This is a genomic window from Pseudomonas sp. Irchel 3E13, from assembly GCF_900187455.1.
Lineage (GTDB): Bacteria > Pseudomonadota > Gammaproteobacteria > Pseudomonadales > Pseudomonadaceae > Aquipseudomonas.
In genome coordinates this window covers 175260-190289 of record NZ_FYDX01000005.1, presented here as the reverse complement: position 1 = coordinate 190289, position 15030 = coordinate 175260, and the positions used below count along the sequence as shown (strand labels likewise).

Sequence of the window (15030 nt, the reverse complement as noted above, 5' to 3'; positions counted from 1 at the left end):
CCGAAACAATGAGACCCTTGAGCGAAAAGTGCATTACATTTTTCGACTTCCTGAGATTCAGCCTGGCCCAGGTCGTATTGATAGGACATGGTATCGGCATTTTCTACGGATACTGGGGCGGCTTCTTTCCCGAGCGCGTTCCCTACCCCCAGCAAATCGCCGTCGTTGGCTTCTTCTTTGTTTCGGGCTTCCTGATTTCCCGCAGCGTGATGGCCAACTTCAAGTACAAAGGCGCGGATGCCAGTCGATATTTCGTCGACCGCTTTGCCCGTATCTATACCACCCTGATTCCCGCGTTGATCTTCGTCTATCTGGTCGACACTCTGTTCGCGCGCTTCTTCCCGCAAGCGGAGCTGCTGGTTTATGTCAACCTGCAGACGTTCTTCTACAACCTGCTGCTGATCCCCTCCGTGCCTCTGGGTACCATGCGCCCGATCTGGAGCCTGATGTTCGAGTGGTGGATCTATATCCTGTTCGGCGGCCTGGTGTTTTTCCGCAAGCGCTGGATCCTCTGCCTGATCTGTATCTGGTTCGGGGCCAAATATACCTTCAAGGTCAACTCCCAGGGCGAAGCAGGACATCTGGAGCTCATCTGGCTCGCCGGCGCCATTGGCGCTTTCTGGTTCGACCGGCTGACCCGTTTTGCCAGCACCACCCGGGTTGCACTGATTGCCTTCGTCGCCGCTGGCGCCATCTACCTTTACACCAAGAACAGCTACCACCTCGTGGCAGGCCTGATTCTCTCGGCCGGGCTGGTGGCACTGGCCGCTCGGCTCAACGCCGATGAAAGCCCCGTGAGCGCGGCGAAGAAAAGTCGATATGCCACCTTGGCTGGCTTTAGCTTTACCTTGTTCCTGACCCACTACACCGTGCTCTTCTGGATTCAGAAGGTGCTCGGAAGCAACACGCTCGGTTTCATGCTCTCCATGTTCCTGTCCAATGTCTTGGCGTTCCTGATCGCATGGTGCACGGAGCGGCATCACAAGGCCGTTTCGGAATATCTTCTGGGATTGCTGCGCCAGGGGAAATTACGCTTGGCGAAATTCTCGCGCTGATCAAGGGTCAAGAAACCGGCTTTGTCCTATCCGATATGGATAACTTGCTGGGCAGCGCCCCCCGTGAGGGGGAACCAACAAAGTCGGGCTCGCTGCATTCAGTGCTGAATGTAGTGAGCCTGTGGCGCGTCTATCGAGGAAAGAGCACCGCCGCCTTGTCGCAAGCTACTGCAAACTCACGAAAGCGATGAAACGATAGACACATCGCGGCCAGTTTGCTCGGTGTTTAGAACAGAACCGTTTGTTTAAGAAACATAAAAAATCCGATGCGTGTTTCCATGCATCGGATTTTTTGTCTTCGTATCAACGGTTCAACGAGTCAGCACCAGACGTTGCGATTGGCATTTTTTGTCACGGGTCGAGACGTCGCTGCTGATAGATCCAGTCGACAATCTCTCCATCAGGCGCATAGCCGCTGACAGTTTCCCGCAGCAATTGCCTGACCCGATTGTAGTCATCCACTTCGATCGCCCTGAGCAGTTCGCTCAGGCGCTCCTTGAGCACATCCCAGGACAGGTAGTCCTCGTTGGCGGTCATGATCATTGGGTGTCGGGTGGCGGCAACGTTGTCGCCGATCAGCAATTCTTCGTAGAGCTTTTCTCCGGGACGCAAGCCGGTGAACTCGATAGCAATATCACCGTGAGGGTTGCGGTCGGAGCGTACGCTCAGGCCGGAAAGGTGAATCATCTTTTCCGCCAGCTCGGTGATGCGTACCGGCTCGCCCATGTCCAGGACGAAGACATCGCCGCCCTGCCCCATGGAGCCCGCCTGGATCACTAACTGGGCTGCTTCGGGGATGGTCATGAAATACCGGGTGATGTTCGGGTGCGTCACGGTGAGAGGCCCACCTGACTTGATCTGCTTGTGGAACAGCGGAATTACCGAACCGGACGACCCCAGTACATTGCCGAAACGGACCATGGTGAACCGGGTCTTGTTAACCTGGGACACATTGCCCTTGTCACCGAACAGGACCGGCGCCAGCTCGCGGCTGAGCGCCTGCAGGGTCATTTCGGCAAGACGCTTGGTGCTGCCCATGACATTGGTCGGACGCACCGCCTTGTCAGTGGAAATCAGGACGAAGTTGGCAATGCCGGCCTGCAGCGCAGCCTGTGCAGTATTCAGGGTGCCGATGACATTGTTCAGCACACCTTCGGCAATGTTGTGCTCGACCATGGGCACATGCTTGTAGGCCGCCGCGTGATAAACGGTATCGACGCGCCAGGTCTTCATAATGTCGAGCATCTGTCCCTGATTGCGCACGGACCCAAGGATCGGCAGGATCTTGGTCGGCAGCGACTCGCGACGGACCCGCTGTTCCAGTTCGGACAGGATGCTGTAGAGATTGAACTCGCTGTGTTCGAACAACAGCAGTATCCGCGGGTGCAGACCGAGAATCTGCCGGCACAGTTCGGAACCGATCGAGCCACCCGCCCCCGTCACCATCACCGACTGATCGGATATGCAGCGTTCGAGCAGGTCTTCCTGCGCGGGAACCGCGTCACGCCCAAGCAGGTCGGCGATATCCACTTCCTGAATGTCGTCGACCTTGACCCGGCCACTGGCCAGGTCCATGAACCCGGGAACGCTTCGAACGTGCAAGGGAAACTCTTCAAGGAAACCGAGAATCTCCCGGCGTCGCACACGGGTCACCGAAGGAATGGCCAGAAGTATTTCTTGCGCCCCCGTTCGATCTATCATCTTTTGCAAATGACGGGGCTTGTACACCTGCAAGCCGGAAATAACACGATCGGCGATGCTGCTGTCATCATCGATGAAGGCGACCGGGCGCATCATCTTGCCCAGACGCAGAGCGGCAACCAGTTGATTACCGGCGGAACCGGCACCATAGATCGCGACCTTGGGCAATCCATCGTCCCGATTGGTGAACGGCACATGTTGCGCAGCGGTGAACCAGTCGCCGAGGAAATACTGGCGCATGGCCAGACGCAAGCCACCCACCAGAATCAGGCTCAACCACCAGTAGTTGAAGATGATCGAACGGGGTACGACATTCTGGTGGTTGCTGTACCAGTAAACCGCCACACCCAGGATCAGGGCTGAGAGACTGACCGCCTTGATGATGGCGATGAGTGCATCGTTGCCAAAATAGCGCATTACCGCCCGGTACATACCAAAGCGAATGAAGAGGGGAATAGCGATTATCTGCGCGCTGATAAAGAGCCAGAGATGGTCGCGGATGGGGTTCGCCATATCGTCGATGCCCAGGCGCACGACGAACGCCAGCCATAACGCAGCCCAGACCAATACGACATCGGCCAATACCTGCAACAGGCGCTTTTGACGGCGGGGCAGCCCAAGCAGCACCGCCCGCAATCTATCCATAACCCCTTCAAACACCTTTACTGCTCCCATAGTGAATCCGTACCTGAAAACACGTGCCTCTGCGCATGCCCGCCAGAGAATCAATCCAGGTTATTCAAGCGCACCGGCACGGTAACGCACGGCCAGTATGACCAGCGGTACATAAGCGATGATCACACCCAGCACCCCGTCCAGGCCCAGCAGCATGACGCACAAGGCAACGGGTAACAACCAGAACAGGTTGAGCGCGCCAACCGCGACGGTCACAGGCAAATGCTTGCCGTAAAGGCGCGACGCGAACTGGTAGGCATGGCTGCGATGAGCCTCATAGACTTTATCGCCCCTGGACAGACGGCGAATCAGGGTATAGGTGGCATCAACGATGAACACCCCAAGCAGGATCAGCCAACACCAGAACAATTGCGAGGATACCCAGGCAGCTTGCAATGACAGCACGCCCAGGGCGATACCAAGAAAACCACTACCTGCATCGCCCATGAAAATGCGTGCTGGCGGGAAGTTCCAGTAAAGGAAACCAGCGACGGCCATTGCCAGCAAAAGCGGCAGCATCAACAGTTGCTCAAACCCTCCGAGCCAGTACAACAGGCAGGCCCCAAGACAGGCGCAGATCGCCTCGACGCTGGCAATTCCGTCGATGCCGTCCATGAAATTGTAGAGATTAAGCAGCCAGACCAGATAGAACGCCGCGATAATCGCGCCGAGCCAGCCAAGATCCAGCGTCGCGCCAAAGACCTCCAACGCAGGCAGTCCGCCCAGCCAGAACAGCGCCCATGCAGCGGCGAGGAAATGCCCCAGGAGACGCCAGCGCGCAGCGATATGACCGTGATCGTCCATGAAGCCGATGATCGCGATCAAGGCTCCCGCGCCCCCCAAGGCAATGATCCCGTGCAGCCCGGGGCCACTGTCCGTAACCAGTAATGCCAGAGCGAGGAGAAAGGCGAGCACGATTGCCACGCCACCACCTCGCGGTGTTGGCACCGCATGGGAGCTGCGCGCATTGGGGATATCCATGATGCTCCTGGCCAGCGCGTAGCGCCGAAGCACGGCGGTCAATATCAGGGACAGCCCCCCTACCAATGGAATCAGCCAGGCTTGAGTCATTTTCTTGTTTTTTCCTGATAGTCCCGGGCCGCCAGCCGAAGCGCGTCGTCAACGCTGATCGGTGGATTCCAGCCCAGCAAAGAACGCGTTTTTTCAATATCGACTTGCAAGGAGCCACACAACCGCTGCGACAAGGAGCGCTTGCCCAGCAGGCCTGCGCCCAGCTCCAGCAGGCTGCTGGGAACCGGCAACAGCCTCGCCGGCTTGTCCAAGGCCCGGGCCATGCGGCGCAGCAAGCCGCTAGTGGACAAATCTTCGCCATCGCTGACGAGGAAGGTCTGGTTGGCCGCCGCCGGGTGGGCGACGCAAGTGACCACGAGATCCGCCAGATTGCCCAGGGCTACCAGGCTGCGACGGTTATCGATGGCGCCGAATGGTAGCGGCACGCCCTTGTCCAGCCAGCGCATCATGGCCAGGAAATTGGCTTTCACCCCGGGGCCGTAAACCAACACCGGTCGCACGATAACCACCTCGAGCCCGGTCTCCTTGGCCAGCGAACGCAGCGCCTGTTCGGCTTCCATCTTCGACACACCATAGGGATCGGCCGGGGCCGGCATATCGTCGGCACCATAAGGGCGCCCCTTCGCTGTGCCCTCGCCGTTGACCTTGATCGAGCTGATGAACACGAAGCGACTGGCACCGGCCTGCACGGCCTGGCGCGCCAGGTTCAGGGTCCCATCGACGTTGACCTTGCGGAACGCTGCCAGCGGGTCCGTTTCGGTGTCGTTCATGACATGTACGCGCGCAGCGGAATGAATGACGGTACGCACCCCGACAAGAGCGGCCGCCCAGTCCATCGAGCCGTCCAGCGCCTCGAAACGGCTGACGGCCACGCGAGGGTCCAGATCGGCGGGCACACTGCGTAACGCCGCAACCACCGAATAGTCCCGCGCCAGAAGCCCTTCAAGGACAGCCTTACCTACAAAACCGGAAGCACCGGTCAACAACACGGTATGTGACATCACTTGCCTGCCTTGCGTAGGGTGGCTTCACGAAATAACGACTCCAGGCGAGCCATGAGCTTGGGCTTGGAATAATGTTCGAGGTAGTACTGACGCCCGGCCTCACCCATCGCGTTACGTTGCGCCAAGGCGGTATCCGCGAGGGTACTGGTGATTGCGGCAAGGCCTCGGGCGTCACTGGAGTCACAGGCAAACCCGGCACCGGACTCGCGGATGACTCGAGCTGCCTCGCCGTTGATCATGCCCAGCAAAGGACGCCCGGACGCCAAGTAAGCTTGCACCTTGCCGGGAATCGTCCTCTGGAAGACATCGTTGGTTTTCAGGGTCACCAGCAACGCGTCAGCCTGGGCGAACAGGCCGGGCATCGCCTCCAGCGGGTGACGACCAAGCAGGTGCACGTTGTGCAACTGGCGCGCTTGTACCTGCTCCGCCAGCCAGGCGCTCATTCGGCCATCGCCAACGATGACCCAGCGAATCGCCGCGGTATCACGCAGCGCCTGCGCCGCGTCGAGAACCGCCGGGAAATCCTGAGCCTCGCCAAGGTTGCCGGCGAAGACCACGGTGAACACCGAGGGATCCGCCGCTATCAAAGCACTCGTCGTCGAACCTGAGGAGGAAAAATCATCTTCCGCCCAACTGGGGAAATATACCAACCGCTCATCGGCGATCCGCCGTGTGCAATATTGCCTGACGTTGTCCAGGAAACCGTGGGACTGCAGCAGCAGGTAGTCGGTGCGGTTGTAGATCCACGACACCATCTTGCCTACCAGTGCCAGCAGACGCGGGTTGCGTATCACCCCAACGGCGCGCAGCGTTTCCGGCCAGAGGTCCAGCACCCAGACAAAAACCGGTGCTTTTTTCAAACGCCCGATGACGAGCGCCGGTATCGCCGCCATGATCGGCGATACCGCGTAAACGAACAGCACGTCGTACTGGCGGCCACGTAATTTGAAAGCACCAACCGTCGAGGCACTGAGAAAGAACGATGCGTAGTTGAGCATCAGTTGGATACTGCGCTTACCTCGCGGCAGCATCGGTACCCTGACCACATCGGCACCATGATAGGCCGCAAAATTCCCGGGAGAAGTGCGGTAGCTTTCGAACACTTCACCCTCGGGATAGTTGGGCAGCCCCGTGAGGACGGTAACCTCGTGGCCCTTTTCCTTCAGGTCGCGGACCAGATCATTGATCCGCATGTTTTCAGGCCAAAAATACTGCGTGACGACAAGCACTCTCAGCTTTTTATCAGACATGCATACCACTCGGTTCAGTAACGCTTCCATACGGTCCGATTCACATAGTCGGTATAACTATGAAGAATGCGGACAACCTTATCCGAGACGTTCGGCATACTGTAATCAGCCACCAGGCGCAGGCTACGCTCATCGCCTCGAGCCTGGCTGTCGAGAATGCTCAAACCTTGCAGAACACGGTCGACCTCCAGTCCGACCATCATCGCGGCGGCTTCCTCCATACCTTCAGGACGCTCATGGGCCTCGCGGATATTGAGCGCGGGGAAGTTCAGAATCGACGCTTCCTCACTGATCGTGCCGCTGTCGGAAAGAACGGCTTTGGCCTCAACCTGGAGCTTGTTGTAGTCCTTGAAGCCCAGCGGCTTCAATAAACGGACATTCTCGTGAAAGTTCACGCCCATGGCGTCGACGCGTTTCTGGGTACGCGGGTGCGTCGATACGATGACCGGCAGATCGAATTGGGCGGCGACGGTGTTGAGCACGTCCACCAGCTTGAGGAAGTTCTTGTCCGAATCGATGTTCTCTTCGCGGTGAGCGCTGACGACAAAGAAGCGGCCCTTTTCCAGGCCGAGCCGTGACAGCACGTCCGAGGCATCGATACCGTCACGGTAGTGATTCAGTACCTCGAACATCGGGCTGCCAGTCTTGATCACGCGATCCGGTGGCAGGCCTTCGCGCAACAGGTAGTCACGGGCGATGGTGCTGTAAGTCAGATTGATATCGGCGGTGTGATCAACGATCCGGCGATTGATTTCCTCCGGCACACGCATGTCGAAGCAACGGTTACCTGCTTCCATGTGGAAGGTCGGGATCTTGCGGCGCTTGGCAGGGATCACCGCCATGCAACTGTTGGTATCGCCGAGCACCAACAACGCCTCAGGTTGCACTTCGGCGAGCACACGATCGACCGCGATGATCACGTTGCCAATGGTTTCTGCACCGCTGGCACCAGCGGCGCTGAGAAAATGGTCCGGTTTGCGAATACCCAGATCCTTGAAGAAGATCTCGTTCAGTTCGTAATCGTAGTTCTGTCCGGTGTGCACCAGCACATGATCGCAATGCTCATCGAGCGCGCTCATCACGCGGGACAAGCGAATGATTTCGGGACGAGTCCCTACGACGGTAACGACCTTCAGCTTTTTCATACAAATCTCTCTTCTGAATCCGGCAGACTTACGGGCACACAGGCAGCGCGTAGGTGTCCGGTCGTTCACGGTCAAAAATTTCGTTAGCCCAAAGCATCACGATCATCTCGTCTTCACCGACGTTCGTGATGTCATGGGTCCAACCTGGCACCGTCTCGACGATGACCGGCTTCTCGCCCGAGGTCTGCAATTCATAGAACTCGCCGGAAAGGATGTGGCGGAAGCGGAAATTGGCGTGCCCCTTGATGACCAGGAACTTCTCGGTTTTCGAGTGATGGTAGTGACCACCCCGAGTGACGCCCGGATGTGCAGTGAAATACGAGAACTGCCCAGCATCCGGGGTTTTCAGCATTTCCACGAATGTGCCGCGCGGATCGCTATAGCCAGGCACCTCATAGGTAAAGGAGTCCGGAGGCAGGTAGCTGAGATAGGTCGAGTACAAGGCTCGCACCAAGCCTGTACCCACCCGCTCACTGATCAGGCTCTGACGGCTGTCGCGAAATGCCCGCAGCAGGTCAGCCACTGCACCGACGGTAGTGCTGTAGACCGGCTCGACCTGAACCGCGGGATCGGTGATTGTGCCATCGAGAATGGAGATGCAATGGCTGACTACATCGTCGATGTAGACCAGTTGCAAAGGCGCCTGCTCGTCATGGATCTGAATCGGCAGGTCACGAGCGATGTTGTGGCAGAAGGTCGCGACTGCCGAGTTGTAATTCGCGCGCGCCCATTTGCCGAACACGTTCGGCAGGCGAAGAATATGCAAGTCGATGACCTGTTGGCCGGCGAGCGCGCGCAAGGACTCTTCGGCCTCGCGCTTGCTATTGCCATAGGCATTGTCGCGATCTGCCTGGATAGAAGAGCTGTAGACAACCGGAATCCGCTTTCCGCCGGCAAGCAAAGCCTCACACAGGACCTGAGTGAAGTCGCGGTTGCCGGATGCAAACTCGGCAGGATCCTCGGGACGGTTCACGCCCGCCAGATGGAAGATGCAATCGGCTTCTGCGACCCGAGCCCTGAGACCATCCAGGTCATCCCGCGCACACCGCAAGATCTCTACATCATCGCGCTCGCGCAGATGACTCTCCAGGTTCTTGCCGATGAACCCATTGATGCCGGTAATCAGGACCTTCATCGATCACTCCTCCGGCGTCGCGTGCTCACCACGCTGGATCGCGTTGATGAAATCAAGCTTCAACAACAACTTCTGCATACCCGCAACATCTAGGCGCTCGGTATTGTGCGAGTTGTAATCTTCGGTATGGGAGATCTTCTCCTCGCCCTGCTCTACGAACTTGCTGTAGTTCAGATCACGCAGATCAGGAGGTACTCGGAAGTAATCCCCCATATCCTCGGAGCACGCCATCTCTTCGCGACTCAGTAGCGCTTCGTATAGTTTTTCGCCGTGGCGGGTGCCGATGATCTGGATCGGATGCTCCGGCTTCCCCATCAACCCGGAAAGCGCCTTGGCCAATACTTCGACGGTCGCCGCCGGAGCCTTCTGCACGAACAGATCACCGTTGTTGCCATGTTCGAAGGCATAAAGCACGAGGTCCACGGCATCCGCCAGCGTCATCATGAAGCGGGTCATGTTCGGATCGGTAATGGACAGCGCCTTGCCCTGACGAATCTGGTCCACAAACAACGGAATAACCGAACCGCGGGACGCCATGACGTTGCCGTAGCGGGTTCCGCAGATAACGGTTTTGGTTTCGTCAAGGTTGCGCGACTTGGCAACCATGACCTTCTCCATCATGGCTTTGGAGATGCCCATGGCGTTGATCGGGTACACCGCCTTGTCGGTACTAAGGCAAACCACCCGACGAACTCCGTTCTGAATGGCTGCTTCCAGAAGGTTTTCAGTACCGATAACGTTGGTCTTGACCGCTTCCATGGGATGGAATTCGCAAGACGGTACTTGCTTCAACGCCGCAGCATGGAAGATATAGTCCACACCTCGTGTCGCGTTGAGCACACTCTGGTAGTCACGCACATCACCGATATAGAACTTCAGCTTGCTACTCGCGTAGCGCTTGCGCATGTCGTCCTGCTTCTTCTCATCACGGCTGAACACGCGGATTTCAGCGATATCCGTATCGAGGAAGCGTTTGAGCACGGCATTGCCGAAGGAGCCAGTACCGCCGGAGATGAGAAGTTTCTTTCCGCTAAACATAAATAATCCTGAATATGATGCAGACGGTCCCGACTACCGGGAGTGCAAGGCCGAGAACACCAACTCGTCCTTCTGCTGGGCCGTGGGATAACTGATCAGTACGGCCCGATAAGGTCCTTTGAACACGAAAAAACTACCCGCAGCAACGCCCACGACACCACAAGCGGCAACAACCTTGGCCATGTCATCGAGCGAACCACCGCCGCCGAGAATTGTAACAGGGATGCTTACTGCCTCACGCAGCCGGGTAGCCAGGGCAACGTCGTAGCCCTTCATGCGACCGTCGTTGTCGATCGAGTTGATGACGATCTCGCCGGCACCGGCAGTCTCCATCTCCCTCGCAACGTCCAGAACGTTGCGCTTGGTATTGCGAGTGCCATTATGGGTCCAGACATCGTGCTGCTTACTGAGCATCCGTGGTTTGTGGTCCAGCACGACGACGACCGACTGCCGGCCGATTTCGTCGGCGATCCGCGTCACCAGCGAAGGGTCCTCCAGCGCCGCGGCACTGATGGCAACTTTCTCGACCCCAAGGGAAATGATCTTTCTTGCTTGCTCCGGTGTGCGGATGCCACCACCGTAGCAAAGTGGCATACGGCATTCGGCTGCCAGGTTGGCGATTCTGTTGTAGTCCGGTTCAACGCCGTTAACTGTGGCGTCGATATCGACGACGATGAGTTCGTCGGCCTCTTTTTCGTTGAAAATCTTCACCGCGTTGATCGGATCACCAACGTATTTGCCGTCCTTGAAACGCACTGTCTTGACCAGACCGCCGTCTTGAATCAGCAAGCAGGGAATAATTCGAGGTCTTAGCATTTCAGAGTTCCGCGAAGTTTTTCAGGAGACCCACACCAAAGTGATGGCTCTTCTCGGGATGGAACTGAACGCCAAAGACGTTTTCGGCCGCTACGGCACAACTGAAATCCAGGCCATAGTTCGATGCCGCGGCGCCGTGTTCAGCCTGCTTGCATTCAAAGTAGAAGGAATGAAGAAAGTAAAAACGTGCTTCATCCTCAAACCCCTTGAACAGCGGGTTTCCATTGACCGGCATAACATCGTTCCAGCCCATGTGCGGCATCGCAATGTTCTCCAGCCCATTCACCGAGCGGAACGAACGAACCCGCCCAGGCACCCAGCCCAAACCGGCCAACTGCCCTTCGTCACTGGTGTCGGCCAGCATCTGCATGCCCACGCAGATACCGAGTACGGGGATCTTCTCCTCCTTGACCATACGATCGACCGTGTCCCGCATGCCGGAATTATCAAGGCGCTGCATGGCGTGATCGAACGCGCCAACACCGGGAAGGATGAGCTTCTCGGCACCGGCCAGGTCTTCTACGGAACGAGCGACCCGCACAGGAATATGCAGGCGCTTGTACACGTTCACGAAGGCCTGAATGTTGCCCAGGCCATAGTCGATAATGGTGATCATCTAAAGAGCCTTCTCTCCAGACCCAGCGCGCTCATGACCCGCGCACCGATGCCGATCATAAACCGCTTACTCTTGTAATCGTGGAACGTTTGATTTTTGCCGTCGAAAATGGCTTGCAACTCAGCGACCGTCAGATCGAGCTTGTTGGCGACGTATTCGAACTCCGACTTGAGGAATTGCTCGTCAAGCTCCGGCTTGGCGATACGCTCCAGCGCCGCTTCGCGGGTCATCTGACCGGTCATGATCAAACTGGAGAAGTGAGCACGGCGTTTCTCGTAGCCGAATTTGCGAGGCATCCAGTAATCCTCGTAAAAACGAGTGAAACGCGACTCATGGTGCTTGTGCTGAAATTTCTTCCAGCCATACAGGCGACCGAGGGTTTCCTCGGCTTCATGCTTGACGTACGGCAACAGATTCAACGGCCTGACCACCTGCATACCCAGGACGTAACGGTAATAGAGTTTGTAGACCATCACATCAACGACAGGAAAGCTCTTGAGCTTGCGTGATCCAAAGCGATCATGGATGTCATTGATGAGGGTCTTGTCGATACCGGGGTAAGCGCCCCACTCTTCAGGCTCGCGACAGCATTCGGTGGAATAGTTCCCACCGGTCAGCACGTACTTAATCTTGTGTGCCTTGGCAAACTTGTAGAGCCCCGAGAAGAAAGCGGTGTCCTGTGGAATGTCCTGATCCGGAACCTGAGCTTTGAGGAAGGCGACCTGCAAGCTCTTCATCTCTTCCCAGTTAATCACCTCGGTGTAGAGATCAAGGCCCAGGCCATCCACCAGCTTCTCGATGTTGCCTACCGCCTGATCGGTGTTCCAACCAGCATCAACATGGAAAAGCAAAGGCCGCAGCCCCATTTTTTCCTTGGCTACATAGGCCAAGTAGGAGCTGTCCAGACCACCGCTCAGACCAATGATGCAATCGAAATCGCGACCCTTGCCGTCAGCCTTGATGCGTTCGGCGATCTTCGCCAACTCCGCTTCGCCGCGGGCATCGGTATGCCAGTTCGGCTGGATGTTGCTGCTGAAGTTCGCACAATACTCACAGCTACCATTGACATCGAAGCGAATATTGGGATCCGACGTGTCCATTATGCAGGTCTTGCAAATTTGGTATTCCATAGAGCCTCGTTGAAACCTCAAATACTGGATCTAAGGACACTCCATAAATTGCTCTACGGAGTCCTCATCCTTAAGAAAAACAACCTTCTTTCCCAGCGCCTTGTACTCATACCCGAGGAATGAGTCATAAGAAACCATGTACGCGCATTCCGGGAAGCACGCCGCGTCGAGCACCTTGTCGGCCAAGCCCGTCAACTGCGTGGCGGATGCCTCGTAGACATGCCTAGGGTGAAGCTTGACCACGATGAAAAAGTCCAGATTATTCTTGACGCGCTGAAGAAAATCAATCTCAAACTGAACATAAGGTGCGGAAGATGCGAGGAAAAGCACCGGCCGTCCTTCGCCCACCGACTGAAGATTGAATTTGGGACGAATGATCGCTGAGCGACGAAACTCGTAATACCGGGAAAATACTGCTTCAAACTCCTGATCGAATACGTAAAGACAATCCACCGCACCGAATGAGTAGGTGAACTCAAGATCACCATGAATATACGCATGTTGAATGATCGAGCATCGGCGACTCAGATGCGTAGCAATATAATCCCAACGCTGCAAGTTGCAGTCGGTAATGAGTGCTTTCTCTGCTCGCGACATGTTTGCGACGAACAAGGAAAACCAGGTCAAGGGCAGTATATCCACCGCATGAAATATCAAATCACGACGACGAACACCTCGATGGGCACGGTGAAGCAAAATGGTTGCCAGTACACGCCATACAATGAAAACTGCGCGAACATAATCCAACGCCGACAGATACGGCAGCATCGACCAGGGGCGCTTGCAGCGAAAGCTGATTCGCTGGGCGAAGTCATCGAAAAGATAGTTGAACAATTTCACGTGACTGGAATTGGGCAAGCAGATCAACTCAGGCAGATCAGCCACCGCCTTGCTCTTCGATGAGAACAGAGCCCGGACTGCCAAAAAAAGATTGCATAGTGCGGCAACGGCCAAGAGCGGCAACAACGCTATGCGTATTGCCCACAAAACCAGAAGAAACGTGTTCCCATAACGCTTCCACAAAGAGAATAGCGGCATGATTTTGTACTGAGGCAACGCATCCGCCACCTTCTCGTCGCCGAGAAACTTTTGTTTCAAGGCTTGATCGAGGCAAACCTCATTTACATACGATTCGTAGATGACTCGAGCCAGTGATGAGGTTTTATCAGCGGACATCAACATTCTCTTTGACAAAAAGCAGACGACTTCCACCCCAGAGCATCAGGTAGAATATGATATTGAACAGGGCGATCCATTGCAGCATGCTGCCGCGGAAAACGCTGAGGAAGAACAACAGTTCGCAGGTAAAGATAAAAAGAAACACGGGACCAAGACGATAGCGCAGCGAGTACAAAGTACAGATGTATAGCGAATACATGAAGACCGGAACGGCCCAGAATATATAATTCCCATAGTTCAAATAAAGCTCGGTTTCGATCGGCCACTGCTGGGTGGCGGATCCTTGGAACCACTGCTTGGGGAAATAGATGGACGTCAGCCAGCGACTGATGTCATGCATGTAGTCTTCCGAAGGTATGCCGACGAACGTCAGCCACTTGTTCATCGGGTAACCCATGGTCAGAAGAAAGTCAGGCTGCATATCCCGAAGAATCATGTCATGCAGGAAAATGGTATTGAAATAGCTGAGGAAATATTCGAGAAGCATTTCCGGCGTACTGTAGAAACCATTAGAGCGGAAATACATCGCAAAGCTGAAAGCCAAGGTGAAGAAGACAAAAATGACTGCCCCCTTCAGCAAGGTCAGACGGGCTACCGTGAGCCAAGGAATGCTGAAGAAAATCGTGAAGTAGAAGATCCGGCTCTTCACCCCTTGGATGTAAGCGCAGAAGACCAGTGCGACAAGCACGAACAAGACCAGAAAGTAGCTTTTGCTACGCGCGGTTTTCCAGTAGAACCCCAAGGCAAAGGCCAGGAAGTTTGAACTCATGATAAGCAGGAAGTTCAGCAGACCATAGCCTTTCTTGTTCTCCAAGTAGGTATCGCTATAGTTGCCGAACCAGGCTTCGATACCGCCTGTCACTTGGAAGAAGTAAAGCCCACCGACCAATACCAGACTCGTGAACACGAAGAGCATGAAGGTATTGACCCGATACTGCTCCAGCACCGTGGAAGCGGACGTTCGTGCCAGCAGCACTTCAAAGAGACGGGTAAACAGGAAGAACAAGGTGAATACATAGGCATAGGACAGAATTGCCTCATCTGAGAGCTTCGACCAATCATTGGTCTTCCCCCACGGCAATACATATACCCAATCAACCCATTCGAGAATATAAAAAAGGGTGCTGGGAAAAATGAAATAAAGAAAGTAGCTACCAAACACCACATTGGAGGGACACAGCAGTTCCTTGTTCCGAAACAAAAGGAAGACCGTCAGCATGAACATTACAATCAGAAATAACATACGCCACGCGC

General features: G+C 55.8%; 13 protein-coding genes. 1 reads left to right on the top strand and 12 read right to left on the bottom strand.

What is annotated here, in order from left to right; all coding sequences use genetic code 11:
* Window positions 1-8: 8 nt before the first annotated feature.
* Window positions 9-1055: an acyltransferase gene (locus tag CKW37_RS09935; RefSeq protein ID WP_095155528.1), complete on the top strand. Its 1047-nt coding sequence runs from the start codon at window positions 9-11 to the stop codon at window positions 1053-1055.
* 351 nt (window positions 1056-1406) lie between these two features.
* Here the strand turns inward: CKW37_RS09935 and CKW37_RS09930 are convergent, their stop codons facing one another.
* From CKW37_RS09930 to CKW37_RS09875, 12 genes are read right to left on the bottom strand one after another with little or no spacing between them, the layout of a single operon-like run.
* Window positions 1407-3431, bottom strand: coding sequence for a nucleoside-diphosphate sugar epimerase/dehydratase (locus CKW37_RS09930; RefSeq protein WP_256587720.1), 2025 nt, complete (start codon window positions 3429-3431; stop codon window positions 1407-1409).
* 60 nt (window positions 3432-3491) lie between these two features.
* Complete coding sequence (locus CKW37_RS09925) at window positions 3492-4502, bottom strand: glycosyltransferase family 4 protein (RefSeq protein WP_095155526.1); 1011 nt, start codon at window positions 4500-4502, stop codon at window positions 3492-3494.
* Window positions 4499-5464: an SDR family oxidoreductase gene (locus CKW37_RS09920; RefSeq protein WP_095155525.1), complete on the bottom strand. Its 966-nt coding sequence runs from the start codon at window positions 5462-5464 to the stop codon at window positions 4499-4501. The genes CKW37_RS09925 and CKW37_RS09920 overlap by 4 nt, the downstream gene beginning before the upstream one ends.
* Complete coding sequence (locus tag CKW37_RS09915; protein WP_095155524.1) at window positions 5464-6717, bottom strand: glycosyltransferase family 4 protein; 1254 nt, start codon at window positions 6715-6717, stop codon at window positions 5464-5466. The genes CKW37_RS09920 and CKW37_RS09915 overlap by 1 nt, the downstream gene beginning before the upstream one ends.
* A 14-nt stretch (window positions 6718-6731) precedes the next feature.
* Window positions 6732-7862 (bottom strand): non-hydrolyzing UDP-N-acetylglucosamine 2-epimerase, encoded by a 1131-nt coding sequence (gene wecB / locus CKW37_RS09910; protein ID WP_095155523.1) that lies wholly within the window; start codon window positions 7860-7862, stop codon window positions 6732-6734.
* A gap of 28 nt (window positions 7863-7890) precedes the next feature.
* A complete protein-coding gene (locus CKW37_RS09905; protein ID WP_095155522.1) occupies window positions 7891-8997 on the bottom strand; it encodes an NAD-dependent epimerase/dehydratase family protein in 1107 nt (368 codons plus the stop codon).
* 3 nt (window positions 8998-9000) lie between these two features.
* Window positions 9001-10035: a polysaccharide biosynthesis protein gene (locus CKW37_RS09900; RefSeq protein ID WP_095155521.1), complete on the bottom strand. Its 1035-nt coding sequence runs from the start codon at window positions 10033-10035 to the stop codon at window positions 9001-9003.
* Between the two features lie 33 nt (window positions 10036-10068).
* Window positions 10069-10851, bottom strand: a complete 783-nt coding sequence (locus CKW37_RS09895) for an AglZ/HisF2 family acetamidino modification protein (RefSeq protein ID WP_095155520.1) — start codon at window positions 10849-10851, stop codon at window positions 10069-10071.
* A 1-nt stretch (window position 10852) separates the two neighbouring features.
* Window positions 10853-11467, bottom strand: coding sequence for an imidazole glycerol phosphate synthase subunit HisH (hisH, locus tag CKW37_RS09890; protein ID WP_095155519.1), 615 nt, complete (start codon window positions 11465-11467; stop codon window positions 10853-10855).
* Entirely contained in the window at window positions 11464-12597 is a 1134-nt protein-coding gene (locus CKW37_RS09885) for an N-acetyl sugar amidotransferase (protein ID WP_095155518.1), read from the bottom strand. Before CKW37_RS09885 ends, hisH begins: the two co-directional genes overlap by 4 nt.
* 30 nt (window positions 12598-12627) lie before the next feature.
* A complete protein-coding gene (locus tag CKW37_RS09880; protein WP_095155517.1) occupies window positions 12628-13773 on the bottom strand; it encodes a hypothetical protein in 1146 nt (381 codons plus the stop codon).
* Window positions 13763-14995 carry a hypothetical protein gene (locus tag CKW37_RS09875; protein WP_143501960.1) on the bottom strand — a complete coding sequence of 411 codons (1233 nt, stop codon included), beginning with the start codon at window positions 14993-14995 and terminating at the stop codon, window positions 13763-13765. Before CKW37_RS09875 ends, CKW37_RS09880 begins: the two co-directional genes overlap by 11 nt.
* Window positions 14996-15030 lie beyond the last annotated feature (35 nt).